Source organism: Streptosporangium sp. NBC_01755, assembly GCF_035917995.1.
Lineage (GTDB): Bacteria > Actinomycetota > Actinomycetes > Streptosporangiales > Streptosporangiaceae > Streptosporangium.
In genome coordinates this window covers 1,423,098-1,450,058 of sequence record NZ_CP109131.1, presented here as the reverse complement: position 1 = coordinate 1,450,058, position 26,961 = coordinate 1,423,098, and the positions used below count along the sequence as shown (strand labels likewise).

Sequence of the window (26,961 nt, the reverse complement as noted above, 5' to 3'; positions counted from 1 at the left end):
AACCGGGTATCTACGGGCTTCCACTCTGGATAACCGCGCGCTCTGCGCCTACTGTGCGGGGCGTGGCTCACATTCACGACCTTAACGCCCTGGAGCAGGCGGCAGCCGTGCGGCGCAGGGAGATCTCGCCCGTCGAGATCACCGAGCACTACCTCGACCGGATCGCCCGCCTGGACTCCCAGATCGGCGCGTACGTAACCGTGACCCCCGAACTCGCCCTGGAACAGGCGCACAAGGTCGAGGCGAGGGTGCTCGCCGGAGACGACCCCTCTCCCCTGGCCGGAGTGCCGATCCCGATCAAGGACCTCAACCTCGTCAAGGGCGTGCCGATCCACTTCGGCTCGGCCACCTACGAGGACTTCGTCGCGCCGGTGGACGACAGCGTGGTCGAGCGGCTCAGGGACGCTGGGACGATCATGCTCGGCAAGACCGCGACACCCGAGTTCGGGCTGCCGTGCTACACCGAGACCTCCGTCTCGGCGCCCAGCCGCACCCCATGGGACCCCTCCCGGTCGGCGGGAGGGTCCAGCGGCGGCGCGGCGGCCGCGGTCGCCGCGGGCCTGGCCCCCGCCGCGCAGGGCAGCGACGGTGCCGGGTCGATCCGCATCCCCGCCTCGGTCTGCGGGCTGTTCGGTATCAAGCCCTCCCGGGGCCGGATCAGCTTCGCGCCGATAATTCCAGACCTGGCCGGCCTGTCGACCAACGGCCCGATCGCCAGGACCGTCGCCGACGCCGCCGCGCTGCTCGACGTGATGGCCCACCACAACCCCGGCGACCTCTACCACGCGCCGCCGCCCGGACTCGGCTCCTTCAGCGCGTACGTGGGCCGCGACCCCGGCCGCCTGCGGATCGCCCGCTACGCCGAGCCGCTGGTTCCCGGTGTCGTCGTGGACCCCGAGGTGCTCGACGCCTACGAGCACGCCTCGGCGGAGCTGGCGGCGCTCGGACACGAGGTGGTCGACATCGCCCCGCCGTTCGGGCCGGACCTGGTGCCGCAGTTCGTGACGCTCTGGTACGCGTTCTCCTGCATGCATCCGGTCGATCCGACCAAGCAGGACAGGCTCCGGCCGCTGACCGCCTGGCTGCGCGAGCGCGGCTTCGCCACCCCGGCCCCCGACTTCCTGCAGGCCCAGTCGGCGCTGCAACTCGCCACCCGGTTCGGCCTGCTGGCGACCGACCCCTATGACGCGGTGCTCACCCCGACCGTGACGCAACCGCCCAGGCCCGTGGGCTGGTTCGAGGACGTCGACGATCCCGAGGAGACCTTCGAGCGGATGAAGCGGTTCGCCGCCTTCCCGGCCATCTACAACGTCAGCGGTCAGCCCGCGGTCAACCTGCCGCTGCACTGGAGCGCGGACGGCCTCCCGATCGGCGTGATGCTGGCCGGCAGGTTCGGCGACGAGGGCACCCTGATCTCCGTGTCGTCGCAGATCGAGGCCGTACGCGGGGGTTTCTGGGGTGAGCGCAGACCCGCCGTCTGGTAGTCCTCGACGGGCCGCCGACCTGGGGTTACTTTTGAGACATGGACAGCGCGATCGAGGTCCTGGGCTTTCTCATCGGGGTCTCCGGCAGCCTGTTCCTGCTCATCGTCCTGCTGGTGACGATGCCCGGCAGGATGCGCGACAGGGCGGCGAGGAGCACGTCGGCGGGTGCGATCTGGCTGGGGGGGCCGTTCGGCAGCGAGCGCGGGATCACCGACACCGTTCTCGTGCTGACGGAGCGGCGTCCGAGCCTGCCTCCGGCGCCAGAGGCGGACTGGGTCTCGCTCGCGGAGACCGCCGAGCCTGGACGGCACACCGGCGGAGCGTCGGCGGCCTGGTGAAGCCCGGCGAGAGCCGGTGAAGGCGAGGTACGGAGATGCTGACCCTGACCTCGACACAGGGAGACGACATCCGCGGGGCCCTGCGCACGGCGGAGCGGCTCACCGGGCTGCGCTTCGCCGCCTACCTCGGGCCGGCGATCGGCCCGCGCCGTCACTTCTCCGAGCGGCTGCACGCCGCGCTGGGAGAGGAGGCCGACAGGGCGGTGCTCGTCTTCGTGGACCATCGGGGGAGGGCACTGGAGATCGTCACCGGTTCGCGGGCCAGGGCCTGGCTGCCCGACGCCGAGTGCCGCGCGACCGCGATGTCGATGGCCGCGATCCTCGGCCTGGGCGATCTGGTGGGCGGGCTGGTCACCGGAGTCCTGCTGCTGGCGGACCGGGCGTCGCGGCGCGGATGATCCGTTCGCGCTGAGCGAAGCTGATTTTCCCGGATAATCGGGCTCGTGCTGAGGATCAGGTGGGATGCGCTGCTGGGTCGCTCTGCTGAGAGGTCCACGGCGGCGCGGGAGCCCGATGTGATCATCGGCTACGTCCAGGAGGCATTCGCCGATGCCCGGGCGAGGGTCCGCAGGGAGGATGAGACGGCGGTCATCCTGCTGGTCACGACCGGCGCGGCCGCCGGTGCCGTCGTCGCCGGGCTGCTGAACGGGTACTGGAGACCCGGCGAGCTGTCCAGCAAGATCGAATGGCTCTGGTGGGCCGGCATGTTCTTCTGGCTGATGGGGATCCTCATGCTCGTCGGAGCCCTCTACCACCGTATCGCGGGGCTGGCGGGCAGGACGCTGGAGAGACGCCGTTTCTATCCCGGGGGGTTCGTCGGCCAGGTACGGCCGGGACCGAGGTCCGGCGACAGGGTCGATCTGCTCGTCCTGGAGATCAGGAGGCTCAGCGCCGTCGGAGACGCCAAGCGGCGCTACATCCGGCGGGGCGTCTGGCTGATGCTGATCTCCATCACGTGTTGCGCGCTGTCGGTGTTCGTCAGCCGGCTACTCTGATCCGGCCCCGCCATCAGAGCCGATTCAGGGCCGATTCAGGGCCGATTCAGAGCCGAATCGGGGCCGATCCGGCCCCGATTCAGGGCTGGAGAAGCCTCACCAGATGGTTGCTGATGTCCGTCAGCAGCGTCGAGGGCGCCACCGGGGCGCTCGCGACGGCGGAGAACAGGGCCGGTAACCCCGGCAGGGGGAAGCCGTCGTCACCGGACGCCTCAGCGCCCACGTCGTTCTTGGCCAGGATGGTCCGGCTGCGCTCCCAGGCCTCGGTGACCTCCTCAGGAGAGGGCACACCGAACCCGTGGCCCACCGGAGCGGCGTGGCGCAGCCGAACCAGCGGGGTCTCGGCGAAGGCCAGTGCCACGCCGGCACGCAGGGCGAGGTCGTCGCGGCGGTCCGCTCGTACCCAGTCCATCGCGGTGCAGGGGGTGCGGCAGTCGGCCACGCAGGTGGCCAACGCCCCGGCGACCTGGCTGTGCTGGCGGTCGAAGTAGGCACGCCACCCTTCGGCGGGCTCTCCCGCCACGCGCAGTGTCCGGTTGGCCGCCGACTGCTCGGCCTTCGTGTGGTCGCACTCGCGCTCGCCGATCACCCCGAACCTGCTGCCCGGCGCGGTCAGGCCCTCCGGCCAGCGCGCCGGATCACCGGCGTTGCCGAGCACCGGCTCGAAGGCGAGCAGCGGGAGATACTCGCTGGCGATGTGGACGGCGGCGACCATGGGGCTCAGCTCGCGACGGTGCCACCTGACCGCTATGACCTCCAGCAGCAGCTCGTACGCGGGACGCAGCGACTCCAGCGCGCCACGTGGCTGCTCGCGGGGCGTCTGCGGCATGGTGCAGGCCCGAGCCCGCCGCCGCAGGTCGCTCGGTACGGTCCGTGCCTCGGCGGCGAAGTCCTCAGCGTCGAGCGAGAGCAGTCGCTGGCCGAACTCGCAGGCCGCTTCGATGTCGCCCGCGTCCGCCACGACACCGGAGGCGAGGGCTCCGACATCACCGAAGGCATACCTCCTGGCCAGGGAGATGAGCAGATCACGTGCCGATTCCACGGGATTACCCTCTCTTGACTTTCTTCCCGGGGCCGGTGCCCGGGGCCTCCACACCCACCGAGGATTCGACAACCGGCGAATGAAGGGACTGCTGTCGATACGGAGCCGGACACGGGGCGTTTCTTGCGGTTAACACCTATCTCTACCAGTGTTCGCCTCGAGGTGCTCAGGGCCGCGTGGCCCCGGCGGCCCGTGAAGGCGTGCCGGACGGATACCCCTCGCCGTCACGGCGAGGGGTATCCGTCCGGTCTCCGCGGGGGTCAGCTCGCGGAGGCGTCCTTGGCCTGGGCGCGCAGGGCGCGGCTGATACCGTCGGCGCCCTCGAGCAGCAGCCGCCGCAGGGCGTGCGGCGGCTGGTCGGACGAGATGAAGTCCTGGGTCCTGGCAACCGTCTCGGGCAAGATGGCCAGAGCCGGGTAGCAGCCGTTGGCGAAGTTCTGGGCGCTGTCGGAGGTCCAGGACTTCCAGATCCTGCCGATCTCCTCGAAGTACTTCGCCACGTACGGCTCCAGCAGCTCCGGATGGCGCGGATCCATGAAGCCGACGATCGTCGAGCGGAGCAGCGCGCCGCTCAGCTTGCCCTCGGTGATCGCCGTCCAGGCGTTCACCTTGCCCTGCGCCGTCGGGATCGAGGCACGGGAGAGCGCGGCGGAGCGCTCGCCCGCCGCGGTGGCGTCGCGCAGCAGCTCCTGAGCGATGTCCTCCTCGCCGAGCAGGCCACCGGAGACCAGGGCGCCGGTCAGTGTCCAACGCAGGTCGGTGTCGACGGTGAGGCCGTCGAGCACGGTCTCACCGTCCAGCAGCCCCTTCAGGAACGCCAGGTCCTCGGTGGAGGTGGCCGTGGCCGCCAGTGCGTTCAGGTAGGCGAGCTGGTGGTCGGAGCCGGGCCCGGCGCCCACGACCAGGTCGCGCAGCGCGGAGGTCAGCCGGGCCATGCCCTGGTCGCGCCAGGCGGGGTCGGCGTACTGCTGGATGGCCAGGCGGGTCTGGCGGAGTACGGTCTGGGTGACCGTGATGTCGGTGATCGACTTGACCCCGGAGACGACCAGGGCGAGGTAGTCGCGGGCGGACATCTCGGCGTCGCGGGTCATGTCCCAGGCGGCCGACCAGCACAGTGCACGGGGCAGGGACTCGGTGAACTTGCCGATGCCGCCGTTCACCACGGTCTGCAGCGACCGCTCGTCGAGCCTGACCTTGGCATAGGTCAGATCGTCATCGTTGATCAAGATCAGATCCGGCTGGACCTCGCCGACCAGCTCGGCCACCGCCGTGCGCGCACCGACCACGTCCAGCTCGACCCGCCTCACGCGGACCAGTTCGTCGTCCCGCAGGGAGTACAGGCCGATGGCCACGCGGTGCGAGCGCAGCGTCGGGTAGTCGGCAGGGGCCTCCTGGAGCACCTCGAAATCGCTGAAACGGCCCTCGGGGTCGGTGGTGAACGACGGGCGCAGCGTGTTGACCCAGGAGGTCTCCAGCCACTCCTTCGACCAGGAGGACAGGTCGCGCCCCGAGGTGTGCTCCAGCGCGCCGAGCAGGTCCGCGAGCGTGGTGTTGCCCCAGGCGTGCTCACGGAAGTAGTCGCGGACCCCGGCCAGGAAGTTGTCCAGCCCCACGTAGGCGACGAGCTGCTTGAGGACCGAGGCGCCCTTGGCGTAGGTGATCCCGTCGAAGTTGACCTCGACCGCGTGCATGTCGACGATGTCGGCGGCGATCGGGTGGGTCGAGGGCAGCTGGTCCTGGCGGTAGGCCCAGGACTTCTCGACGTTGGCGAAGGTCGTCCACGCGCCCTGGCCCCAGCGGGTGGCCTCGGCCTGGCAGAGCACCGAGGCGTAGGTGGCGAACGACTCGTTCAGCCACAGGTCGTCCCACCAGCGCATGGTGACCAGGTCACCGAACCACATGTGCGCCATCTCGTGCAGGATCGTCTCGGCGCGGCGCTCGATCATCGCGTCGGTGACGCGCGAACGGAAGACGTAGTCCTCCAGGAAGGTCACGCAGCCCGCGTTCTCCATCGCCCCGGCGTTGAACTCGGGGACGAAGAGCTGGTCGTACTTCCCGAACGGGTAGCGGACGTCGAAGACCTCGTGGAAGAAGTCGAAGCCCTGCCGGGTCACCTCGAAGATGTTCTCCGGGTCGAGGTGTTCGGCGAGCGAGGCCCGGCAGTACAGGCCCAGCGGGATGCCGTCGTGCTCGGAGGTCACCTTGTGGTACGGCCCGGCGCACAGGGCGGTGATGTAGGTCGACATCACCGGGGTGGGCGGGAAGTGCCAGCGCTTGGCCGCCTGGAGCGCGCCGTGCTTGCCGTGGTACTCCGCCAGCTCCTCAGCCGAGTCGGGCGCCGCGTTGGAGATGACCTCCCAGTGGGACGGCGCGAGCACGGTCAGCTCGAAGGTGGCCTTCAGGTCGGGCTGGTCGAAGCAGGCGTACATCCGGTGCGCGTCCGCGGTCTCGAACTGGCTGTACAGGTAGACACTCTTGTCGACCGGATCGACGAAGCGGTGCAGGCCCTCGCCGGTGCGGGTGTAGGAGCAGTCGGCGTCCACCTGCAGTTCGTTGCTCTCGGCCAGACCCGGCAGCGGCAGCCGCCCGGTCTCCGGGTCGTAGCCGCTCGGGTCCAGTTCGACGCCGTTCAGGACGGCCTTGCGCACCTTCGCGCCGGCCAGGTCGATGAATGTCTCGGCACCCGGGCGGGTGCTGGTGAAGCGGACCGTGGTGACGCTCTCGAAGCGCTCCTCACCCTCGGTCAGGTCGAGCTCCACCGCATAGGACTGCACGCTGAGCAGCCGTGCGCGCTCGCGCGCCTCGTCACGGGTCAGATTGCCTGCCACTACCGCTCCCTCTTCACAACTTCCCCCCGCTCCGTTGCTAAGGGGTGACTGAATCCTGCCACGTAAGGCCACGACGCGCGGCGTTGGAACAGCCTGCGGGTTGATCACTAGATCTGAGGATAAAGCTGCATGTCAAGGTATTAATCCACCCATGGAATAGGGAACTCTGCCGTCCGAGTTGTCGCTACCGACGAAGCCTTACGACCAGGAAGCCGAGAAGATGACTGAGCGAACCCCCGTTGACCTCTGGTTTGATCCCTTCTGCCCGTTCGCGTGGATGACCTCTCGGTGGCTGCTGGAAGTGGAGAAGGTGCGGCCGATCGAGCCGCGCTGGCACATCATGAGCCTCAACGTGCTGAACGAGGGCAAGGAGGTCCCGGACGGATACCGCGAGATGATCGCTCTGGCCATCGGCCCGGTCCGGGTTGTCACCGCCGTGCAGGAGAAGTGCGACTCCGAGACGGTGGGCCGCCTCTACACCGAGCTTGGCACCCGCTTTCACAACCAGGGCAGGGCCAAGGAGCTTGACACGCTCCGCGAGACCGTCGAGGAGGCCCTGGAGGCCGCCGGGCTCGACCGCGCGTTCGCCGACGCGATGGACTCCGAGGAGTTCGATGAGGCCCTGCGCGCCTCGCACAACGACGGCATCGAGCGGGTCGGCCAGGAGGTCGGCACCCCGGTGATCTCGGTCGAGGGCGTCGCCTTCTTCGGCCCGGTCATCTCGCCCGCGCCCAAGGGCGAGGACGCCGGCAAGCTCTGGGACGGGGTACGCCTGGTCGCGGCCACCGACGGATTCTTCGAGCTCAAGCGCTCCAGGGACCGGCGCCCGATCTTCGACTGATCCGCGGCTCAATCCTCTCCGCCTTCCCTGCCTTCCCCGCCTTCCCCGCCCGCCGCGCGCGACCGCGGTGGGCAGGGAAGGTGGGGAGGGCAGGGTGTGTCAGGCCGCACCTGCGCCGTAGGCCGGGAGCCGGAAGACGTCAGACCAGGTGCCGTGACCAGTGGAATCACGACTGAGCTCTCGGGTAACGGTGATCTCCGTCCGCTCGCCGCACCCGCCGCGCCCTCGCGAAGGAACGGCACGCACGCAAGGATGAGAGGCATGCGTCACCTTTATCTGAACGGAGCCTGGCAGCCCTCCGCGTCGGGCGAGAGCATCGACGTGATCAATCCGGCGACCGAGGAGCTGATCGACAGGGTGCCCGCCGGGGTGCCCGCCGACGTCGAGGTCGCCGTGGCCGCCGCACGCGAGGCTTTCCCCTCCTGGTCCACGACGCCCCCCGCCGAGCGAGGCCGGATCCTCGCCGCCGCCGCCGAGCTGATACGAGAACGCTCCGATCAGATAGCCAGGATCATCGCCACGGACATGGGCGCGCCGTACGGCGTGGCGATGAGGGTGCAGACACTGATGCCGGCCGGGGTGCTGGCCTCCTACGCCCAACTGGCCGAGACCTACGACTTCGAGGGCGGGCAGGTCGGCAACTCCCGCGTCTTCAGGGAGCCGGTCGGGGTGGTCGCCGCCATCACCCCCTGGAACTACCCTCTCCACCAGGTCGTCTGCAAGGTGGGCGCCGCGCTCGCCGCGGGCTGCACCGTCGTGCTGAAGCCCAGCGAGGTGGCGCCGCTGGCGGCCTTCGCGCTCGCCGGGATCCTCGACGAGGTCGGGTTGCCCGCCGGGGTCTTCAACATGCTCAGCGGCTACGGCCCGGTGGTGGGTGAGGCCCTGGTCACCCACCCGGAGGTGGACATGGTGTCGTTCACCGGCTCCACCGGGGCCGGGCGCCGGGTCGCCTCGCTCGCGGCCGAGACGATCAAGCGGGTGGCCCTGGAGCTCGGTGGCAAGTCCGCCAGCCTGGTCCTGCCGGACGCCGATCTTCCGGTGGCGACCGAGGCGACGGTGGCCAACGCCTTCCTCAACTCCGGCCAGACCTGTTCCGCCTGGACCCGCATGATCGTCCACCGGGACCAGTACGACGAGGCGGTCCTGCTCGCTGTCGAGGCCGCGCGGAGATACACGGTCGGCGACCCCTTCGACGAGGCGACCCGGCTCGGCCCGCTCGTGTCGGCGGCCCAGCGTGACCGGGTGGTCCGCTACATCAACCGGGGCCAGGAGGAGGGCGCACGGCTGGTCGCCGGAGGCACCGACCGGCCGATGGATCGCGGTTTCTACGTCGAGCCCACCGTGTTCGCCGGGGTGGAGCCGGGGATGGTGATCGAGCAGGAGGAGATCTTCGGCCCGGTCCTCACGATCATCCCCTACACCCGGGGTGAGGACGAGGCCGTCGCCATCGCCAACGGCACGCGGTACGGCCTGGCCGGCGCGGTGTGGGCGGGTGGTGAGCAGCGCGCGATCGAGGTCGCGCGACGGCTGCGCACCGGCCAGGTGGCGATCAACGGTGGCCGGTTCAATCCGCGAGCCCCCTTCGGCGGCTACAAGCAGTCGGGCCTCGGCCGCGAGCTGGGTGAGTTCGGCCTTGAGGAGTATCTGGAGATCAAGGCAATCCAGCTCTGAGGGCGTCGGGCGAGGACCTCCGCACCCGACCCGGGCAGCCCCACCGGGTCAGGGTGCCTGGAGCAGGTGCCGGACGCCACCCCGGTCTGGGGGGACGCACCCACGTGCCGCCCCACCGGATCAGGGTGCCTGGAGCAGGACCTTCCTGGCGGCGTCCTTGGCCAGCCGGTCCACGTAGAGCATGCCGTCGAGGTGGTCGGTCTCGTGCTGGAAGCAGCGTGCCAGCAGGCCGCGGGCCCTGACCCGGATCGGTCGCCCCAGCCGATCCAGGCCGCTTATCGTCACGCCGGCGGCCCGGGGCGTTCTGGCGTAGAGCGGGGTGCCGGTCTCGCGGCTGGGAACGGAAAGGCAGCCCTCCTCGTCGAGGACCTCGGAGTCGTCGTCCACGGTCAGCTCAGGGTTGATCACGTGCCCCTTGCGGTTGCTGCAGTCGTAGACGAAGATCCTTTTCGACACGCCGATCTGCGGGCCTGCCAGGCCGACGCCCTGCGCGGCGTACATCACGTCGAACATCTCGTCGATCATGCGTCGCAGATCACGGTCGAAGTCGGTGATCGGCTCGGCGGGCGTGCGCAGGACGGGGTCACCGACCACTCGGATGTCACGCATGTGAGGTTCTCTCTTGTAAGGGTTGTGTGAGCATAGGGACTGTTACTCTAGCCGGGGCCGAGTGAAGCCGCCCGCGCACACCTGCGAAACTGTGTGAGTGCGCGTCTACATCGGTGCCGACCATGCCGGCTATGAGCTCAAAAACCACATCGTCTCCTGGCTGAAGGAGCACGGCCACGAGGTCGTGGACTGCGGTCCCTCCTTCTACGACGCGGAGGACGACTACCCGCCGTTCGTGCTGCGCGCGGCCCAGGGCGTCGTGGAGGACCCGGGCAGCCTGGGGGTCGTCATCGGCGGTTCGGGCAACGGCGAGCAGATCGCGGCGAACAAGGTGCGCGGCGTCCGCGCCGCCCTGGCCTGGAGCGAGGAGACCGCCAGGCTCGCCCGCGAGCACAACAACGCCAACGTCGTCGGCGTCGGCGCGCGGATGCACACGGAGGAGGAGGCGACCCGGTTCGTCGAGGTCTTCCTCAACACCTCGTACTCCGGGGCCGAGCGCCACAACCGCCGGATCGCACAGCTCACCTCGTACGAGACCATCGGCCAGCTCCCGCCGCTGCCGTAGTCCTCACCGCTTGCGCGTGGGCTCCTTGTGGGGCGTCTCGTCGCGCAGGGGACGGCGGTCCGCGCTCTCCTGCTGCTCGGGTGTCGGGCGCGAGACGTCTCGCGCCCGCATCGCGGTGATCGCGGTGATCTGCAAGCTCTGCAGTGCCATGCCGCAACCATAACCCGCCAGGCCCGTCCTGCCCGCCAGGCCCGTCCGGGCGGGCCCACTCCGGGGCCGTCCTGATCCGGACGCGGTCTGATCCAGCCAGGCTTGATCGGCGGGCCGGGTACGCGGCCCGGCCCGACCTGATCGGCGGGCCGGGCAGCTGCGGCCGTGCTCAGAAGACGTGGTCAGAAGACCGTGCCGCCCCAGGGGGCGGGATCCCACGACATCGCGGTGGACAGCTCCCGCAGGGCCCCGGCGCGCGACTCGCGTACCGCCCCCGCCGCCCGCAGCGCCGCCAGCGGGCGCCCGCCCAGATAGGCCGCGCCCAGCACGGAGACGGGCAGCGCCAGGTCGGCCGGGTCGTCGCAGGGCAGGCAGCGGGCGCCGGAGGTGTCGGCGGTCAGCCGCCAGCGGCGCGCGTTCCATCGGCACACGTCGTCCTCGACCTCGATCACCACGTCCACCGGCGCGGAGTAGCCGCGGGCCGGAAGGGCCCGCTCGACGTCCACGACGCGGATCCACAGCTCGTCCAGCCAGCGCGCGTGAAGCATGCGGGGTTCGGCCAGCAAGTGGATCAGCGGGTCGTCCGAGGGACGGTTCCCGGCGGTGACCTGCGAGACCAGGTCGCGGTCCAGGACGTGCCGCCAGAGCAGCGCATAGGCGGCGGGATCGAGACCGAACAGCTCCTTGACCTGCAGTTCGCCGTCAGGGATGTCGTCCTCGGTCCAGCTCTGCCTGATCCTGAAGAGCGCGTAGCCCCGCGGACCGGCGTCGTCCTCGACGATCACGGCGCGCAACGGTCCGGCGCCGCCCTGGTCGGCCTCGTGGTCGGTCAGCGTCGAGTTCCAGCGTGCGGGCGTGCGGGCGTACAGTCCCGGACGCTCGTCGAGCGCCGACTCGTGGACCTTCTCGAAGGTGGCCCTGGCGTCCGCGGGCCTGACGACGCGCAACCGCAGGCCCGGATCGACGGGGGCGTGCCGGGTGAAGGCCGCCTTCGCCGTGGGGATCCGGAAGACCAGGCTGTCCGCGGCCCTGCCGTAGCCGTAGCGCCCGTAGATCGCGGCCTCGGAGGCGTAGAGCGCGGCGACCGCCTCACCCCGCTCGTGGAGGTCGGAAAGCTGGCGGGTCATCAGCGAGGAGAGGACGCCCCGGCGGCGATGGGAGGGCAGCACGCCGACCGCGGTGACGCCGCCGACCGGGATCGGGCCGCCGGGTACGGTCATGGTGAAACTGCACACCGCCGTGGTGCCCACGAGCAGATCGCCGTCGAACACCCCGAGCGAGCGGTCGAACTCGGTGACGCCCCTGTACAGCTCCCCCCGGTGCGGGGGGATGGGGGCGCCGAACGCCTCCTCATCGACGGTCATCCAATCGGACCAGTCGGCTTCGGTGATCGGACGCAGGCTAAGAGTCATTTTTCACACGGTAGATGGGACAAACAGTTCCGGCCAGCTAATATCCACGCTTAGTGATCAAGGCATTGGTCAAGTTGGCCGCCTAAAGGGGGGATAGCCAGATACAGTCAGGCGCATCATGAGTTCCCGTCCGGTGCCGCTGCTCCCCCCGGCGCTCCGTGCATTCCTGGTCCGCATCCCGCTTCTCGTTCCCATGGTGCGTCTACTGCGCCGCGGCCCCCTGGCGCGCGACCGGAACCTGCTCATCACCCTGATCCTGCTGACCCTGTTGATCGGTGTGCTGGCCGCGAAAGTGTCCATGGAGTGGTTCTCCCCGGCTCTCATGATCCCGATCACCCTCATGGCGGGCCTCCAGCTCCGGCTGAACAGCCTCGTCAAGCTGCTGTGCGCGGTCGCGGCCTCGCTGATCTACGTGGCCGTGGTGCGCGGGGTGGACTACATCGGTCCCGGCCTGCTGGTCACCTTCGGTTTCACCGCCGTGCTGGCCGCGCTGATGGCCCGCACCCGGGGCAAGCTCGGCGTGCAGGGCCTGCGCGGCGACGCGATGCTGCTGGAGCTGCGCGACCGCCTCAAGAGCCAGAGCGACCTGCCCCCGCTGCCCAAGGAGTGGGGCTCCAAGGTGGTGCTCAAGCAGGCCGGAGGATCCTCCTTCGGAGGCGACTTCCTGGTCTCCATCCGCGAGGGTGACACGATGGAGCTCGCCCTGGTCGACGTGTCGGGCAAGGGCGTCGACGCGGGTACCCGGGCGCTGCTGCTGTCGGGCACCTTCGGCGGGCTGCTCGGCTCGGTCGACGCCTTCCTGCCCGCCTGCAACACCTACCTGCACCGCCAGCGCGAGGCCGAGGGCTTCGTCACCGCGGTCCACCTCCGGCTCAACCTCGTGACGGGCGAGTACGTCATCACCTCGGCCGGTCACCCCCCGGCGGTCAAGTACGAGTCGGGCGCCGGAACGTGGCGGGTCTCCACGGCCAAGGGAGTAGTCCTCGGCGTCGTACCCGACCTGCACTGTGAGACGGACCAGGGGATGCTCCGCAAGGGGGACGCGCTCATGCTCTACACCGACGGCCTGATCGAGCAGCCGGGGCGCGACATCGACGCGGGCCTCGACCGCCTGCTGGGGGAGGCCGAGCGCCTGGTGCCCTCCGGGTTCCGCGACGGTGCCCGTAACCTGGTCGCCTCCATGTCGGCGGGCCACAACGACGACTGCGCCCTCATCCTCATCTGGCGCCCTTGAGGCGCGGAAGGCGTCAGAGCCATCCGAAGTCGTCGGCGATGCGTACCGCGTCGAGACGGTTGCGCGCCTGGGTCTTGCACATGATCCGGGACAGGTGGTTGCGGACCGTTCCCACGGAGAGGAACAGCCGGTCGGCGATCTCGCTGGACCTGGCGCCCCGCGCGACCAGCCGGAGCACGTCGAGCTCCCGGCGGGTCAGCGGGTTGTCCGCCGATCTCAGGGCCGCCACCGCGAGTTCGGAGTCGACCGTGCGGCGGCCGGCCGCGACCCGGCGGACGCCGTCGGCCAGCTGCCCGGGGTCGACCTCCAGGCTCATGAAACCGAGCGCGTGGACGGCGAAGGCGCGGCGGACCTGGCCCGGGTTCGGGGCGCGGGACAGCAGCAGGACACTGCAGCGGGGAGCCTCCTCGTGCAGCCGGAGGGCGGTGGTGAAACCGTCGATCCCCGGCAGGTCGAGGTTGATGATCGCCGTCTCGGGTGCGTGTCGCAGGACGGCGGGGACGACGTCCTCACCGTCGGCCACGTCGGCCACCACCTTCATGTCGCTCTCGCTCTCCAGCGACGCCACCAGCCCGCGCCGTATCAGGGGGAGGTGCTCGGCAACCAAAATCCCGATCAAAACGCTCCGATCTCTCGCCCTCACCTTCATCAAAGAGTGATCGCGTGATTGCTGAATGTCAACAAAATGTGGTCGATCGCCAAAATGTGGGCAAGTGACTTGATGGGGAACGTGGCCGCGACGGAGGCGTGCAGGCCGGATACTTCGGCTAATCTCTTATGGGGCATTGTCGGGGAAACCGCGATGGGAGTATGAACCTGTGAGCTGGCTCTCCGTGGTCGGGGTCGTCGTCTTCCTCGTGGGACTGATGGTGTCGATCGGGCTGCACGAGATCGGCCACCTGGTGCCGGCCAAGCTGTTCGGCGTCAAGGTCACCCAGTACATGGTCGGTTTCGGCCCGACGATGTGGTCGCGACGCAAGGGCGAAACCGAGTACGGGATCAAGTGGCTCCCGCTGGGCGGCTACATCCGGATGATCGGCATGCTGCCGCCCAGGCCGACCGATGCCCCCGGCAAGGTGCGCTCGGTCTCCACCGGACCGTGGCAGGGCCTGATCGAGAACGCGCGTGACGTGGCGCTGGAAGACGTGCGACCGGGCGACGAGAACCGGGTGTTCTACCGCAAACCCTGGTGGCAGAAGGTCATCATCATGTCCGGCGGCCCGGCGATGAACTTCGTGCTGGCGTTCATCCTGTTCGGCGTCGTGCTCATGGGGTTCGGCATCCCCGTGCAGAAGACCGAGATCGCCTCGATTCCGCAGTGCGTGAAGACCGCCGCCGACTACGCCAAGAACCGGGAGTGCACCGCGGCCGACAAGCCCAGCCCGGCCAGCGTGGCGGGGCTGAGGCCGGGGGACGTCATCGTGTCCGTGGCCGGCAGGCCCGCCACGAGCTGGGACGCCGCGACGCGGGCCATCCGAGACCACGGCGCGGGGCCGACCGCGATCGGCATCAGGCGTGGGGGGCAGGAGCTGACCGTCAACGCCGATCTCATCGCCCAGGACCGCGAGTCGCTGGACGAGCCCGGCAAGATCGAAAAGGGCGTCGGATACCTCGGGGTCAGTCCGAAGGTCGTCATAGAGCAGCAGGGCTTCGGCGCCGTGGCCGAGCACATGGGAGACCTCACCTCGGCCACCGCCTCCGCGCTGGTCAAGCTCCCCGAGAAGATGGTGGGCGTCTGGCACGCCGCCTTCTCCGGTGACGAGCGTGACAAGAACGGCCCGATCGGCGTCATCGGCGTCAGCCGCATCGGCGGTGAGATCGCCGCCTCCGCGATCCCGCTGGAGAACAAGATCGTCGTCTTCATCAACCTGCTGGCGGGCTTCAACCTGGCGATCGGCCTGTTCAACCTGATCCCGCTGCTTCCGCTGGACGGCGGCCACATCGCCGGTGGCCTCTGGGAGGGCCTCAAGCGCGGCTTCGCGCGCGTCGCCCGCCGCCCCACCCCCGGCCACGTCGACATCGCCAAGGCGCTTCCGCTCACGTACGCGATCGCCTTCCTGATGGTCATCATGGCGGGCCTGCTGATGTACGCCGATCTGGTCAACCCGGTCCGCCTGTCCGGCTGATCGTCTTCGGGCGGGGCGCCGCAGGCCGCCCCCCGCAGGAGTTAGGGTGGCGCCGTGAACGAGGGGACGCCCGGAGCAGTGATCGATGTGGCCCTGTTCCGGCTCCGCCGGATCTGGTCGCGGCCGCTGCGCGCGCGCAAGGCCGAAGAGTCGCAACGGCCGGTGCCCATGTCGAACGTGATGGTCGTGCACGCCGTGCACAAGCTGAGCCTGGACGTGTCCGAGGTGACCGTGGGGGCCGTCGCCGAGCAACTGGACGTCGACCCCTCCACCGCCAGCAGACTGGTCAACGACGCGATCGGCGCGGGGTTCGTGGAGCGCGAGGAGTCGGTTGTGGACGCCAGACGGGCCCGGCTCGTGCTGAGCGAGCGGGGCCGTCGCGTGCTGGAGGCGGTGGTCCGCCATCGGCGCACCTACCTGGACAGCCTGATGGCCGACTGGGACGAGCAGGACCGCGAGGCCTTCGCCCGGTTCCTCGCCCGTTTCGCCGAGGCCGCCATCGCCCGTCCGGCGAACCCGGCCAACCTCGACCGGGTGATCGCCGAGACGCTGGCGGAGACCTCCGCCCCCGGCTGAACGGATGGCTTGTCCTGGATGTAATTGTTTGCTCGTAAGGTGACTCCGGTGAAGGTGATCGGGGGATACGAGCTCATGCGTGAGCTGGGCCGGGGCGGTATGGGCGTGGTGCACCTCGCCACCACCCCGGCCGGTGGTCTGGCCGCGGTGAAGGTGCTCCACCCGCAACCGGCCCGGGACCCGGCCTTCCGGCGGCGCTTCGACCGCGAGGTCACGGCGGCGCGCAGCGTGGCCAGGTTCTGCACCGCTCCCGTGCTCGACGCCGGGATCGAGAAAGGCGTGGCCTACCTCGTCACGGAGTACGTGAAGGGACCCGACCTGGCGCAGGCCGTACGCGAGCAGGGGACGCTGACCGGTGCCAACCTGGAGGCGCTCGCGGTCGGGATCGCCACGGCTCTCCATGCCATTCACGGGGCGGGGGTGATCCACCGCGACCTCAAGCCGTCGAACGTGCTGCTGTCACCGCTGGGCCCGCGCGTGATCGACTTCGGTATCGCCCAGCTCGTCGACAACCAGAGCCTGACCAGCCAGACGATCATGGGCACGCCCGCCTTCATGGCCCCCGAGCAGGTGCGCGGCGAGCCTTCGGCGAGCCCGCCGAGGGCATCGTGGTCAGCTCCAGCGGCGTCTACGCGGCACCGGACACGGCCAAGCCCGTCCAGGTCGGGTTCCGCTCGTTCGACCTCGGCCCGGCGAAGGGCTGAGCGGTGCGGTTCGGCGTGCTGGGACCGCTGCAGGTCCTTGAGGGCGACCGTGACCTCACGCCCGGACCCGCCAAGCACCGCGCGCTGCTGGCCGCTCTGCTGCTGCGGCGAGGGCGGGTGCTGACCGTCGACCGGTTGATCGCCGAGGTGTGGGGCGAGGAACCGCCCGCTTCGGCCGAGCCGGTGCTGCGGGTGTACGTGAGCGCGCTGCGCAAGGTGGTGGACGGGATCCGGACCGTGCCCGGAGGCTACCTCCTCGACGTCGACCCCGACCAGGTGGACGCGCACAGGTTCGAGCGCCTGGTGCGCGCGGGCAGGCGGGCCAGGGACGCGGGCCGGACCGCCGAGGCGGCCGACGAGCTGCGTGCCGCCCTGGCGCTCTGGCGGGGACCCGCGCTGGCCGGTATCGACTCGGGGCGGCTGCGGCGGGCCTATGCCGTACCACTGGAGGAGGCGCGGCTGACCGCGCTCGAAGAGCGTGTCGAGCTGGACCTGGCGCTCGGCCGCGGCGCGGAGTTGACAGGGGAGCTGCGCGCGCTCGTGGCCGCGTATCCGCTGCGGGAGCGGGTATGGGGGCAGCTCATGCTGGCGCTCGACCAGGCGGGACGCAGGCCGGAGGCGCTGAGCGCCTACCAGGAGGCGCGGCGGTTGCTGCTCGACGAGCTCGGCCTGGAACCCGGTGCCGAGCTGCGGGAGGCGCACGAGCGGGTGCCGGCCAAAGGTACGCCTCCGAGAGCCGTGCCGAACGAGATGCCGCCGGACGTCGTCGATTTCACCGGGCGAGAGCGCGTGCTGGACTGGATCCGCGGGGCCGTGCAGGCCGTCGGTAGCGCCCCTGTCCACCTGGTGCTGCACGGCCCGGCGGGAGCGGGCAAGTCCGCGATGGCGATCCACGCGGCCGGCGCGCTCGATTTCCCCGACGGACGGCTTTACGCCTCGCTCAGGGCCAGGACGTCGGGTGCGGTGCTGGAGGACCTGCTGCGCTCGCTCGGCTGCCCTTAGGGGGCCGTACCCGCCGAGCCGCCCGAGCGGGTCCGTCTCTACCGCAGCATGGTGGGCGGGCGGCGGCTGCTGGTGGTGGTGCTGGACGACGCGGCCGACGAGGCACAGGTGCACCCGCTGCTGCCCACCGGGCCCGGCTGCCTGACGCTGGTGACCAGCCGCTCGCCGCTGCTCGGCCTGGAGGCGGCGCGCGCCTGTGAGCTCGAGGTGTTCGATCCCGGCGAGTCCGTGGCGATGCTGGCCCGGGTGGTGGGCGAGCAGCGCGTGCGGGCCGAGCCGCAGGCGGCGGCGCGGATCGCGGCACTGTGCGGTGGGCTGCCGCTGGCGCTCAGGATCGCCGGGTCCAGGCTGGCTCGGCGGCCGAACTGGACACTGAAGCACCTGGCGGGACGACTTGAGGACGAGCGCGGCCGCCTCGACGAGCTCAGCGCGGGCGATCTGGCCGTACGGAGCAGCCTGGCGCTCGGTTACCACGCGCTCTCGGATCGGGAACGCCTGCTGTTGCGCCGCCTCGGCGCGCTGTCCGCGCCCGACTTCGCTCCGTGGGCGGCCTCCGCGCTCCTCGGCGCGCCCGCCGATCGGTTGCTGGAGGCGCTGGCCGAGGCGGGCCTGTTGCAGGTGCGCGGGCTCGACGCGACCGGCAGGGAGAGGTACGGCTGGCACGATCTGACCAGGCTTTATGCCGCTGAACGCCTCGCTGAGGAGGAGGGTGCCCCCAAAGGAGTCCTCGCCGTGGCCGTCCGGGAGATCCTTGACCGCACCCGGCGGGCCAGGGCGCTGCTCCTGCCCGCCGAGCCGGGCTCGGGTCAGACCCTGGCCCATACGGCGGAGCAGGCCATGGTCCTTGCGACCACGCAGCTCAGGGAGTCGGCCCGCCGACTGGCCTTCTACCTGACGCCCTTCTTCGAGCTCGGCGCGCACCGCGAGGACTGGCGTGCGGCCGCGGAGATCGGCCTGCGGGCCGCGAGGCGTATGGGCCACCGCCACGGCGAGGCGCTGCTGTTGCGGTCCACGGCGGACCTGCACCTGGTGGAGGGCCGTCCGGTGGAGGCGGCCGGAGCCCTCCAGCGGGCGCTTCCGCCGGCGGAGGCGGGACTGGACCAGCGGCGGCCTGCCGAGGCGCGTGAGCGGGCCGAACGCGGTCTCGGCCTGCTCAGGCGGCTGGGGGATCGGCTGCCCGAGGCCGCGGGACTGGTGGTCCTGGCCAGGGTGGCCATGGTGGAGGGACGGCCCGATGTCGCCCGCGGGGCCGCGGAGGAGGCGCTCGGGACGTTTCGCGAGCACGCGGACCGCCGGGGGGCGGCGCGGGCGCTGCTGACCCTGGCCATGGCTCTTCTGGACCTTGATGAGGTAGATGGGGCAGTTGATGCGATAACAGGTGCTATGGGAGAGTTTGACGCTCTCGGTGACAGGCGTGGCCTCGCCGGTGAGTCCGGTGAGTCCGGTGAGTCCGGTGAGTCCGGTGAGTCCGGTGAGTCCGGTGAGTCCGGTGAGTCCGGTGAGCTCGCCGAGCAGGGCGAGGTGATCGCCAGTAGGGAGGTCAAGGCCGGCGGTGCCGACCTGACCGTGCAGATCACCGGTCTCAAACGGCAGGGCCGGCTCTCCACGCTGACCTGGACGGTCACCAACAAGGGCGACGAGCGCTGGCAGATGAGCAGCGACATGGGGGACACCCCGGGCGGCCTCGGCCTGACCGTGGCGGGGGTCAGCCTGGTCGACCCGGTCAACGGCAAGCGGTACACCGTCGCGCGCACGGGCAAGTATCCCAGGGCCAAGTGCCTGTGCTCCGACTACGACGTGTTCACCGAGCCGGGTGAGGTGCTGCCGCTGCACGCCACGTTCGCCGCTCCGCCACCGGACGTCACGAAGATCAATCTGGACCTCAAGGTGCTGGGTGTGTTCACCGATGTCCCGATCTCCTGAGCGTCTCGCGGTCCTCGCGCTCACGTTCACACTGGTGGTGGCCCCGGCCGTGGTCGCGTGGGCCGATCCGGAGGACACCGCGGCCGATGTGGAGGACATCGTCGCCCCTGTCGAGGACATCATCGCCGAGGTGGAGTCGCTCGACGGCGCCGAGAGCGAGTCGAAGCGGGGTGAGCAGGTCACCGTGGCGCTCACCAGCGACGTGCTGTTCGCGCTTGACCGGGCAGTGCTGACGCCGCAGGCACGGCAGCGACTGCGGCGGGTCGCCGAGAGGATCCAGGCCGAGTCCGCGGGCGGGGTGGTCAGGATCGAGGGGCACACCGACGACCAGGGAGCCGACGCCTACAACGACGCGCTGTCACTGCGGCGGGCGCGGGCCGTACAACAGGCACTTCGGCAGCAGGTATCCCATGTGACCTTCCAGGCCATGGGCTTCGGCGAGCGGCGGCCCAAACTGCCCAACGTCGTTCAGGGGCGGCCGGTGAAGGAGAACCAGGCGAAGAACCGGCGAGTGGAGATCGTCTTCAATGCCAAGCGGTGATCCTGGTCCGGCGCACCGGCGCACCGGCGCACCGAGATCTGCTCCGTCATGCTCGACGCGGGATGTCAAACAAAGGGGCGGGAGAGGCCGCGCCCGAAGTGGTTTCCTTCCCGGCCCGTGTCCGGAAGATCTTTCCCACCTTTGCGATAGTTGCGCGTCGTCCTTCGCCCCGTATCGTCCCCAACAGTGATCCCGATTGTGCGAGGAAGGATCGGCATGGCCGACGATGTGGTGCGACGTGTTTTCCAGTCCGTCGACTCGTTCGACCCCGACGAGTTCGTGCGGTTGCTGGCCGAGGACGCCACGTTGGTGTTCGGCAATGCCGAGCCGACGACGGGACGCGAGGCCATCGCCGCCGGGTTGCGGGTGTTCTTCTCCACCATCGGCGGCCTGCGGCACCGGATCGTCAGAAACTGGCAGGTGGACGCCGACATCATCGCCGAGACCGAGGTGACCTACCGGCGGCTCGACGGCAAGGATGTCAGCGTCGTAGCCGTATCGATCTGGCGCACCCGCGATGACGGTCTGATCTCGGACTACCGCATATTCGTCGACCTCGCACCCGTCTACATGGTCTAGGTATGCTCCCTCGCGCCACGCGGGAGGCAGGGCGAGGTCTGTCGGCCCCGGGTGCTCCCTCGCGTGGGAGCACCCGGCCTGGTCGTGTCTCGTCAGCCTTTGGCCCCTGAGGTGCGGAGGGGGAGGTGCCCGAGAAATCGCAGGTCAGCGCGTCGTGGCATTAGTACATCGAGATGTGCGGGTGGTCGTAGTGGTTGGCGGTGACGCCGCCGCGGTTGGACATGACCCTCCAGCCGGAGCCGTGGTTGATGCGCTGGCGCCAGATCACGTACTTCACCCCGAGCTTGGACTTGTTCTTGATGGCCCAGGCGGAGATCTCGTCGCCGAGCCGGATGTTGGCGGCTGTGGGCATCGTGCCGCCGGCGCTCATCATGAAGTCGCAGGCGCGGCCGAGGGGGTGCTCGCCGCCGTCGTTCGCGGACCGGTAGCAACCGACGGCGTACGGGAGGTTGAAACGCCTCTTGAGGGCCTCACGCATGATCCGGGTCCGGTCGGTGATGTTGTCGGCGCCGGTGGGGAGTTGCGGGGCCCAGCTGCCGTCGGAGCGGCGCCCGGAGCCGACGGGGGCGAGCCGGTCGAGCCTGTTCTTGATGTCCTTGATCAGATCTTCGAGCTCGTCGCGCTGGGTCTGCATCTCCCTGGCCTCCTCACCGATTTCGTCGGTGAGTCTGGCTGTCGTCTCGGTTGCCCTCTTCCTGCGTTCGAGGCTCTCGGCGAAGCCCTGCAGGTGCGCGCTCTGCTGGGCGGTGAGCTGCTCCATCACCGCGGTTCCGCCCATGTCGTCGGAGAACAGCAGCGCGGGCAGGCCCCCGGTGCTGCTCTGGTAGCGGAGCTGAACTATGGAGTCGACCTGCTTTTCCGCCTCGGCGTAGAGATCGGAGGCCCTGGCCAGGTTCTGCTTGGCGACGGTCTCGGCCTTCTGCGCTTTCTTGAGGGACTCGCGCTTGGCCGCGTAGGCCTCGATCAGTCCGTCCACCTTCTTGTTGATCTTGGCCAGCTCGGCACGGAGCTTGGCCTCGGTCGGCTTGGGCTCCGCGCTTCCCGCGGTGGGGGCACCGAGGGTGAACGCGGCGATCAGGCTCAGGCAGAGGACCAGAGTCGCATGCCGACGGAACGTGGGGGACGGAGCCGCCACGAACTCTCCTCTCCTTCCGCCTACCGGGTTAGCTGACGGGTTCGGGCTGGAGGACGCCCTTCCACCGAAGTGGTTTCACCCCAGGTGCGGTGGTTCCCCGGCTCCCGGGCGATGCGCCTGGGATTAGGCATATCGGCTGTTGCAGCCGATGTGGGAAGGATAGTAGTGGTAAACACAAGGTCGCGCGACCTCAAGACGAGACCAATTAGTGATTAATTCGTGACAGCAGAGCGCAGAAGGTGTGCTGCCTCCTCGGGCAGCACGTCGTTCACGAAGGCGCCCATGGCCGACTCGGAGCCGGCGAGATATTTCAGCTTGTCCGGCGCGCGACGGATGCTGAACAGCTCCATGTGCGCGTACGACAGGTCACGACCGGTGTTGACCGGCGCCTGGTGCCAGGCCGCGATGTAGGGCATGGGCACGCCGAACAGCCCGTCGAGGCGGCGGAGCACGTCGGTGTAGAGCGGTCCGAACGCCGCGCGCTCCACGGGCTCCAGCCCGACCAGGTCGGGGACCTGCCGGTGGGGGTAGAGATGAACCTCCACCGGCCAGCGCGCCGCGGCCGGGACGAACGCCGTCCAGTGCTCGTTCGAGGCCAGGCGTCGTCGCGGAGGTCGAAGTAGAACAGCTCCCGGCCGTCGGCCAGGTGGGTGATCGTACGCTTCATCGGCCGATGTTCTCGCTCTCCAGCTGCGGCTCTGTGATGATCAGCTCCCCCACCGAGGCGGCGAGTTCCTCGCGGGCCTCCTCGGTCAGGCTGGAATCGGTGATCACGATGTGGGCCTGGGCCAGCTCGGCGATCGTGCTGATGCCGACCGTGCCCCACTTGGTGTGGTCGGCGAGCACCACCAGGCGGTGCGCGGAGGCGATCAGCTCGCGGTTGGTCTCGGCCTCCAGCAGGTTGGGTGTGGTGAACCCGGCGCGGGCGCTCATCCCGTGCACGCCGAGGAAGAGGGTGTCGACATGGAGTCCTCGGATCGCCGAGACGGCGACCGGGCCGACCAGCGCGTCGGAGGGGGTGCGGACCCCGCCGGTGAGCACGACCGTGCGGTCGGCCTTGGGGGAGCGGTGGAAGACGTCGGAGATTCGGACCGAGTTGGTGATCACGGTCAGCTCGGGCACGTCGACCACGTGGTGGGCGAGCGTCCAGGTCGTGGTGCCCGCGGAGAGCGCGATGGCGGTGGCGGGCCGAACGAGCCGGGCGGCCTGCTGGGCGATCATCTCCTTCTCCGCCTGCCGGCGCGCAGACTTGGCGGCGAAGCCCGGTTCCTCGGTCGAGCCGGGTCCGGCGGCGGTGGCGCCACCGTGGACCTTCTCCACCAGTCCGCGCTCGGAGAGCACCTCAAGGTCGCGCCGGATCGTCATGTCGGACACCCCGAGCTCTCGGACGAGATCGGCGACCCTGACTCCGCCCCTGCTCCGCACCCTCTCCAGGATCGCCTGCTGCCGCTGCTGGGCGAGCATTGACTCACTCCCTTTAATTCACCAGATTCCACCAAAATACCACGGCGAGTACTGTTGAATTGTGGTGGTCGCCTGCTCACAGCCGCTCAAGCTCCGCCATGATGTTCGCTCTCGCCGTCTCCTCCAGATCGGCGATGTGGAAGATCACCGGAAGGTCGAGCAGCGAGCGCAGCACCGCGGCCCTGCCGGACCTGAAAGCGTCGTCAGGCACGAAGGCGTACTCCTCACGCACGGCGGCCGCGTAGGCGGCGTAGGCCTCCGGTGACGCGCCCAGGATCGCCAGGTCCGCGTCGGACAGCACGGCCCCGTCCGAGTCGCCCGGTGCGGGGGCATGTGTGACGGTCAGCCTGACCAGCCGGGTGACCGTGGCCACCGCCTCAGGGGACAGCCCCGTCTCCGGCAGCGCGCGCTCGGCCAGGATGGCGCTCCGCTCCTCGTTGTCGCCACGCCGCGGGTCGTAGACGGCGTCGTGGAACCAGGCCGCCAGCCGTACGAGGTCCGGGTGCTCGGCGTGGGAGGCCAGGATGTCGATGTGGGCGAGCACGGCCTCCAGATGGGTGGTGGTGTGATATCTGCGGTGCGGCTCGTCGTAACGAGTGATCAGTTCGCGGCCGAGGGGCTCGGCCTCGGGGCCGGTCAGGGACCGCCAGCGGGCCATCAGCTTCTCGCTCATGGGGGCGAGCCTAGAACCTGGCCGACGAGCCTGGAACCTGGCCGACGAGCCTGGAACCTGGCCGAAAGGGAGGACCCACGACTCCGCCCGTCAGGTTCAAGGCGGACACGCCCGCAGGAGGCGCGGATCGTCAAGGTTGGGGAAACGCACTCACCGGAGCAGGGCGGATCGTGGTTCGGGCCTTGTGCGCCGGGCGTCGTGGGAGGAACGTGAAGGTCTGAATCGGTGGCATCGCGTCTCGCGCGGATCAGGAATCACGGAGGCCGGCACTTGCGGGACCTGGAAGAACCTGAAGGAAGGGGTGGCCGGCATGGCCAGAAGATCGCGTAAGGGCAAGGCCCGCAAGAAGCACAAGGCCAACCACGGCAAGCGGCCGACCGCTCGCTAGCCCTGTATTCCGCACGTGACCCCGATTGACCTGGGGTGATTACCCGCTGCACTGGATCATATATAGCTGCTGACCTGCGACGACGCGGCACGTGCGGAAAACGAGGCTAGCCGCGTACCTGATCTCTCAGGGCAGTACAGCCGGCCGTTCGGTCCGGGCACGAGACCATCCCGGTCTCGCGGATGGGAGCGGACGGGGACGGACGGTCAGGCGCGGCGGCCCCAGGAGGCCAGCAGCCGGGTCTGCGCGTCGGTGTCGGAGGGCACCTTCCGGTGCTCTCCGACCTGGTGCTCTCCGGTGGCCGACGCCTGCCGGTAGCCGGGTCCCGCGTCGGCGAACCAGGTGGCGCAGGCCGTGACCAACTCCGGGTCGAGCCGCTCGTCGGCACCGATGGCACGGGCCAGGTCCCATGTGTGGATGAGGGCGTCGGCGAACAGTTCGGTGATGTACTCCCTGCCGGGCACGTCGCCGAAGGGCAGGTGGACGATGCGGTCGAGGACCCGGTGACCGGCCGCCGCCTGGAGGGCGGGCACGGCCGAGGTGTCGAACGCCTTGATGGGGTCGTCGCCGAGCAGGTCGCCCTCGAAGGCGTCGCCGATCTCCGCGGTTGTCCGCCCGGCCAGTAGTTCGGGTGCCCACAGGTTCTCGCCGACCACGTGGTTGACGAGGGCACGCACGTCCCAGTCGACACACGGTGTCGGGTTCTCCCACTGGTCGGGGCCGATCCGGTGGACGAGAGCGCCGAAATCGTCCAGCGCGCGACGGTAAGCCTCGGGTATGTCGATGGTCATGATGCCCTCCCGATGCCCTCCTGGGTTGTCTCCCGGCTCTCATCTTGACCGTAACCCCTGGACCGCCAGTAGTCATCGCGTCGATGGGCGGGACCGGCCCGTCCGGGGCGCATCCGACCGGATGGCTTCACCTTTCGGTCATCTCAGCGCCAGAGGGGGTTCATGGTATCTCGTGAGGATTTGTCCCATGCGCACCACGACCTTCAGCCGAGCGGCCGTCGCCGCGGCCACCGGCCTGATCCTTCTGCCCGCGGCCGCAACCCCGGCCGCCGCCGAATCCGGCCCCCGGGGCATCGAACTGACCTTCCTCGGCCGCCACACCACCGGCACCGTCGCCGCCGGCGCCTCGGAGATCACCGCGTACGACGCCAAGACCCGTCGGGTGTTCGTCGTGAACGCGCAGGCCGGAACCGTTGACGTGCTCGACATCCGTGACCCGCGCAAGCCGCGCACGGTCGCCACCCTGGCCACCCCCGGGGCCAACAGCGTCGCGGTACGCGACGGCCTGGTCGCCGTCGCCCAGCAGGCCGCTGTCAAGACCGACCCGGGCACCGTCGCCTTCTTCGATGCTCGGAGCGGGAAGAAGCTCAGGCAGGTGACCGTCGGCGCGCTGCCCGACATGGTGACCTTCACCCCGGACGGGCACCGGGTGGTCGTGGCCAACGAAGGGGAGCCGTCCTCCTACTGCGAGGGGGAGAAGGCCGACCCCGAGGGCTCGGTGAGCGTCGTCGATCTGAAGCGCTGGACGGTGCGGACCGCGGGGTTCCAGAAGTTCGATGCCGAGCGGCTACGGGCCAAGGGGGTGCGGATCACCGGTCCCGGGGCCACCGCCGCCCAGGACCTGGAACCCGAGTACGTCACGGTCGACGGCGACACCGCGTACGTGACCCTCCAGGAGAACAACGCGCTCGCGATCGTTGACCTGAAGCGGGTGACGGTCCGCGACGTCGTCCCGCTGGGACTGAAGGACTGGTCGAAGAGCGGCTTCGACGCCTCGGACAGGGACGGGAAGATCGACATCAGGCCCAGGCCGGTGAAGGGCCTCTACCAGCCCGACGGGATCGTGCACTTCCGCGACCGCGGGCGCACCTACCTGGTCACCGCGAACGAGGGCGACGGGCGTGACTGGGGCTGCCACGCCGACGAGGTCAGGGTGAAGTCCCTGAACCTCGCGATGCCCGACGCGGAGAACCTCAAGAAGGACGGCGAGCTCGGCCGGCTGAACGTGGCCGTCGACTCGCCCAGGGACGCGAGCGGCGCCTACACCGAGCCGCACGCGTTCGGTGCCCGCTCGATCTCGATCAGGTCCGCCTCGGGAGAGCTCGTCTGGGACTCGGGCGACCAGTTGGAGCAGCTCGTCGCCAAGGAGCTGCCCGCCGCCTTCAACGCCGACAACGAGGCGAACGACTCCTTTGACAGCCGCAGCGACAACAAGGGCCCCGAGCCCGAGGGGGTCACGGTCGGTGAGGTGCGCGACCGCACCTACGCCTTCGCCGGGCTGGAGCGGGTCGGCGGGATCGTCGTCTATGACGTCGACAACCCGCGGGCGCCGCGCCTGGCCGGGTACGTCAACACCCGCGACTTCGCCGGATCGGTCGCGGACGGCACCGCCGGGGACGTAGGCCCCGAAGGTGTGCTGTTCATCTCCGCCTCCGACAGCCCGACCCGCCACGCGCTCCTGGTGGTGGGCAACGAGGTCAGCGGTACCACCGCGATCTACGAGGTTCGCTGAGCCGCGCGGCCGGAAGGACACGCCGCACACCAACCGGCCCGTTCCCACGCCGAGCACGTCACCGGCACGGGAACGGGCCGGTGACGTTGCCGGTCTGACCGAACGGCCGTGGGGCGCGGGCAGGACCGGGAGTGATCCCGGCACCGCGCGGCGAAGCG

The 26,961-nt window shown here is 69.8% G+C and carries 25 protein-coding genes, 2 pseudogenes and 1 riboswitch; of the genes and pseudogenes, 16 read left to right on the top strand and 11 right to left on the bottom strand.

All coding sequences use genetic code 11. From position 1 onward, the window contains the following. Positions 1–62: 62 nt before the first annotated feature. From OG884_RS06455 to OG884_RS06440, 4 genes are read left to right on the top strand one after another with little or no spacing between them, the layout of a single operon-like run. The gene (locus OG884_RS06455; RefSeq protein WP_326643131.1) at positions 63–1,484 is read left to right on the top strand and encodes an amidase; all 1,422 of its coding nucleotides are present in this window, start codon (positions 63–65) and stop codon (positions 1,482–1,484) included. 38 nt (positions 1,485–1,522) lie between these two features. Then, on the top strand, positions 1,523–1,822 hold the full coding sequence (locus OG884_RS06450) for a hypothetical protein (RefSeq protein ID WP_326643129.1): 300 nt from the start codon (positions 1,523–1,525) through the stop codon (positions 1,820–1,822). A 35-nt stretch (positions 1,823–1,857) separates the two neighbouring features. Further along, positions 1,858–2,220 (top strand): DUF5130 family protein, encoded by a 363-nt coding sequence (locus tag OG884_RS06445; protein WP_326643127.1) that lies wholly within the window; start codon positions 1,858–1,860, stop codon positions 2,218–2,220. Between the two features lie 45 nt (positions 2,221–2,265). Then, complete coding sequence (locus OG884_RS06440) at positions 2,266–2,817, top strand: hypothetical protein (RefSeq protein ID WP_326643125.1); 552 nt, start codon at positions 2,266–2,268, stop codon at positions 2,815–2,817. 79 nt (positions 2,818–2,896) lie between these two features. On the opposite strand, the gene OG884_RS06435 is transcribed toward OG884_RS06440, so the two are convergent. After that, complete coding sequence (locus tag OG884_RS06435; protein ID WP_326643123.1) at positions 2,897–3,859, bottom strand: hypothetical protein; 963 nt, start codon at positions 3,857–3,859, stop codon at positions 2,897–2,899. 260 nt (positions 3,860–4,119) lie between these two features. Further along, positions 4,120–6,687: an aminopeptidase N gene (gene pepN, locus OG884_RS06430; protein ID WP_326643121.1), complete on the bottom strand. Its 2,568-nt coding sequence runs from the start codon at positions 6,685–6,687 to the stop codon at positions 4,120–4,122. A 220-nt stretch (positions 6,688–6,907) separates the two neighbouring features. Between pepN and OG884_RS06425 the strand changes: the two genes are divergently transcribed. Together OG884_RS06425 and OG884_RS06420 are read left to right on the top strand one after the other, a co-directional pair. Next, a complete protein-coding gene (locus tag OG884_RS06425) occupies positions 6,908–7,528 on the top strand; it encodes a mycothiol-dependent nitroreductase Rv2466c family protein (protein WP_326643119.1) in 621 nt (206 codons plus the stop codon). A 261-nt stretch (positions 7,529–7,789) separates the two neighbouring features. Next, the gene (locus OG884_RS06420; RefSeq protein WP_326643117.1) at positions 7,790–9,199 is read left to right on the top strand and encodes an aldehyde dehydrogenase family protein; all 1,410 of its coding nucleotides are present in this window, start codon (positions 7,790–7,792) and stop codon (positions 9,197–9,199) included. Positions 9,200–9,319: 120 nt separating this feature from the next. Here OG884_RS06420 and def read toward each other — a convergent pair whose 3' ends face one another. Then, complete coding sequence (gene def / locus OG884_RS06415) at positions 9,320–9,808, bottom strand: peptide deformylase (protein ID WP_326643115.1); 489 nt, start codon at positions 9,806–9,808, stop codon at positions 9,320–9,322. A gap of 97 nt (positions 9,809–9,905) precedes the next feature. Between def and OG884_RS06410 the strand changes: the two genes are divergently transcribed. Next, entirely contained in the window at positions 9,906–10,373 is a 468-nt protein-coding gene (locus OG884_RS06410; protein ID WP_326643113.1) for a ribose-5-phosphate isomerase, read from the top strand. A 3-nt stretch (positions 10,374–10,376) separates the two neighbouring features. Here OG884_RS06410 and OG884_RS06405 read toward each other — a convergent pair whose 3' ends face one another. Then, positions 10,377–10,523, bottom strand: coding sequence for a hypothetical protein (locus tag OG884_RS06405; protein ID WP_326643111.1), 147 nt, complete (start codon positions 10,521–10,523; stop codon positions 10,377–10,379). A 182-nt stretch (positions 10,524–10,705) separates the two neighbouring features. Next, positions 10,706–11,935 carry a GNAT family N-acetyltransferase gene (locus tag OG884_RS06400; RefSeq protein ID WP_326643109.1) on the bottom strand — a complete coding sequence of 410 codons (1,230 nt, stop codon included), beginning with the start codon at positions 11,933–11,935 and terminating at the stop codon, positions 10,706–10,708. A gap of 118 nt (positions 11,936–12,053) precedes the next feature. Here OG884_RS06400 and OG884_RS06395 point away from each other — a divergent pair, with 118 nt between their 5' ends. Beyond that, positions 12,054–13,169 carry a PP2C family protein-serine/threonine phosphatase gene (locus OG884_RS06395; RefSeq protein WP_326643108.1) on the top strand — a complete coding sequence of 372 codons (1,116 nt, stop codon included), beginning with the start codon at positions 12,054–12,056 and terminating at the stop codon, positions 13,167–13,169. Positions 13,170–13,182: 13 nt separating this feature from the next. Here the strand turns inward: OG884_RS06395 and OG884_RS06390 are convergent, their stop codons facing one another. Continuing rightward, entirely contained in the window at positions 13,183–13,776 is a 594-nt protein-coding gene (locus OG884_RS06390; protein WP_326643105.1) for a response regulator transcription factor, read from the bottom strand. A 211-nt stretch (positions 13,777–13,987) separates the two neighbouring features. Between OG884_RS06390 and OG884_RS06385 the strand changes: the two genes are divergently transcribed. The 7 genes and pseudogenes from OG884_RS06385 (at position 13,988) to OG884_RS06355 (ending at position 20,620) form a co-directional block, all read left to right on the top strand. Beyond that, positions 13,988–15,295: a M50 family metallopeptidase gene (locus tag OG884_RS06385; RefSeq protein ID WP_326643103.1), complete on the top strand. Its 1,308-nt coding sequence runs from the start codon at positions 13,988–13,990 to the stop codon at positions 15,293–15,295. Between the two features lie 54 nt (positions 15,296–15,349). Beyond that, positions 15,350–15,871: a MarR family winged helix-turn-helix transcriptional regulator gene (locus OG884_RS06380; RefSeq protein ID WP_326643101.1), complete on the top strand. Its 522-nt coding sequence runs from the start codon at positions 15,350–15,352 to the stop codon at positions 15,869–15,871. 48 nt (positions 15,872–15,919) lie between these two features. After that, positions 15,920–16,699, top strand: a complete 780-nt coding sequence (locus OG884_RS06375) for a serine/threonine-protein kinase (protein WP_326643099.1) — start codon at positions 15,920–15,922, stop codon at positions 16,697–16,699. Continuing rightward, on the top strand, positions 16,591–17,577 hold the full coding sequence (locus OG884_RS06370; RefSeq protein WP_326643097.1) for an AfsR/SARP family transcriptional regulator: 987 nt from the start codon (positions 16,591–16,593) through the stop codon (positions 17,575–17,577). Before OG884_RS06375 ends, OG884_RS06370 begins: the two co-directional genes overlap by 109 nt. A 45-nt stretch (positions 17,578–17,622) precedes the next feature. Further along, positions 17,623–19,500: pseudogene (locus tag OG884_RS06365) on the top strand (NB-ARC domain-containing protein); the annotation flags it as partial. Beyond that, positions 19,484–20,041, top strand: a complete 558-nt coding sequence (locus OG884_RS06360) for an OmpA family protein (RefSeq protein ID WP_326643095.1) — start codon at positions 19,484–19,486, stop codon at positions 20,039–20,041. The pseudogene OG884_RS06365 and the gene OG884_RS06360, both read left to right, overlap by 17 nt. 216 nt (positions 20,042–20,257) lie before the next feature. Next, positions 20,258–20,620, top strand: coding sequence for a nuclear transport factor 2 family protein (locus tag OG884_RS06355; RefSeq protein WP_326643094.1), 363 nt, complete (start codon positions 20,258–20,260; stop codon positions 20,618–20,620). 160 nt (positions 20,621–20,780) lie between these two features. Here the strand turns inward: OG884_RS06355 and OG884_RS06350 are convergent, their stop codons facing one another. The 5 genes and pseudogenes from OG884_RS06350 to OG884_RS06330 all read right to left on the bottom strand — a co-directional run bounded on the left by OG884_RS06350 (position 20,781) and on the right by OG884_RS06330 (position 25,071). Further along, the gene (locus OG884_RS06350; RefSeq protein ID WP_326643092.1) at positions 20,781–21,755 is read right to left on the bottom strand and encodes a coiled-coil domain-containing protein; all 975 of its coding nucleotides are present in this window, start codon (positions 21,753–21,755) and stop codon (positions 20,781–20,783) included. Positions 21,756–21,758: 3 nt separating this feature from the next. After that, positions 21,759–21,895, bottom strand: a riboswitch (cyclic di-AMP (ydaO/yuaA leader). A gap of 72 nt (positions 21,896–21,967) precedes the next feature. Next, positions 21,968–22,360, bottom strand: a pseudogene (locus OG884_RS06345) (galactose-1-phosphate uridylyltransferase); the annotation flags it as partial. A gap of 58 nt (positions 22,361–22,418) precedes the next feature. Next, entirely contained in the window at positions 22,419–23,219 is an 801-nt protein-coding gene (locus tag OG884_RS06340) for a DeoR/GlpR family DNA-binding transcription regulator (RefSeq protein WP_326643090.1), read from the bottom strand. Between the two features lie 76 nt (positions 23,220–23,295). Continuing rightward, the gene (locus OG884_RS06335) at positions 23,296–23,892 is read right to left on the bottom strand and encodes an HD domain-containing protein (protein WP_326643088.1); all 597 of its coding nucleotides are present in this window, start codon (positions 23,890–23,892) and stop codon (positions 23,296–23,298) included. A 594-nt stretch (positions 23,893–24,486) separates the two neighbouring features. Continuing rightward, positions 24,487–25,071 (bottom strand): TIGR03086 family metal-binding protein, encoded by a 585-nt coding sequence (locus OG884_RS06330; protein WP_326643086.1) that lies wholly within the window; start codon positions 25,069–25,071, stop codon positions 24,487–24,489. Between the two features lie 187 nt (positions 25,072–25,258). On the opposite strand from OG884_RS06330, the gene OG884_RS06325 reads away from it, so the two are divergent. Next, positions 25,259–26,803 carry a choice-of-anchor I family protein gene (locus tag OG884_RS06325; protein ID WP_326643085.1) on the top strand — a complete coding sequence of 515 codons (1,545 nt, stop codon included), beginning with the start codon at positions 25,259–25,261 and terminating at the stop codon, positions 26,801–26,803. Positions 26,804–26,961 lie beyond the last annotated feature (158 nt).

Coding starts and splice junctions, on each gene's coding strand:
- OG884_RS06335 (WP_326643088.1), bottom strand. CDS start 23,892: ATGAGCGAGAAGCTGATGGCCCGCTGGCGGTCCCTGACCGGCCCCGAG.
- OG884_RS06420 (WP_326643117.1), top strand. CDS start 7,790: ATGCGTCACCTTTATCTGAACGGAGCCTGGCAGCCCTCCGCGTCGGGC.
- def (WP_326643115.1), bottom strand. CDS start 9,808: ATGCGTGACATCCGAGTGGTCGGTGACCCCGTCCTGCGCACGCCCGCC.
- OG884_RS06400 (WP_326643109.1), bottom strand. CDS start 11,935: ATGACTCTTAGCCTGCGTCCGATCACCGAAGCCGACTGGTCCGATTGG.
- OG884_RS06450 (WP_326643129.1), top strand. CDS start 1,523: ATGGACAGCGCGATCGAGGTCCTGGGCTTTCTCATCGGGGTCTCCGGC.
- OG884_RS06325 (WP_326643085.1), top strand. CDS start 25,259: ATGCGCACCACGACCTTCAGCCGAGCGGCCGTCGCCGCGGCCACCGGC.
- OG884_RS06445 (WP_326643127.1), top strand. CDS start 1,858: ATGCTGACCCTGACCTCGACACAGGGAGACGACATCCGCGGGGCCCTG.
- OG884_RS06330 (WP_326643086.1), bottom strand. CDS start 25,071: ATGACCATCGACATACCCGAGGCTTACCGTCGCGCGCTGGACGATTTC.
- OG884_RS06340 (WP_326643090.1), bottom strand. CDS start 23,219: ATGCTCGCCCAGCAGCGGCAGCAGGCGATCCTGGAGAGGGTGCGGAGC.
- OG884_RS06360 (WP_326643095.1), top strand. CDS start 19,484: ATGTCCCGATCTCCTGAGCGTCTCGCGGTCCTCGCGCTCACGTTCACA.
- OG884_RS06405 (WP_326643111.1), bottom strand. CDS start 10,523: ATGGCACTGCAGAGCTTGCAGATCACCGCGATCACCGCGATGCGGGCG.
- OG884_RS06425 (WP_326643119.1), top strand. CDS start 6,908: ATGACTGAGCGAACCCCCGTTGACCTCTGGTTTGATCCCTTCTGCCCG.
- OG884_RS06395 (WP_326643108.1), top strand. CDS start 12,054: ATGAGTTCCCGTCCGGTGCCGCTGCTCCCCCCGGCGCTCCGTGCATTC.
- OG884_RS06355 (WP_326643094.1), top strand. CDS start 20,258: ATGGCCGACGATGTGGTGCGACGTGTTTTCCAGTCCGTCGACTCGTTC.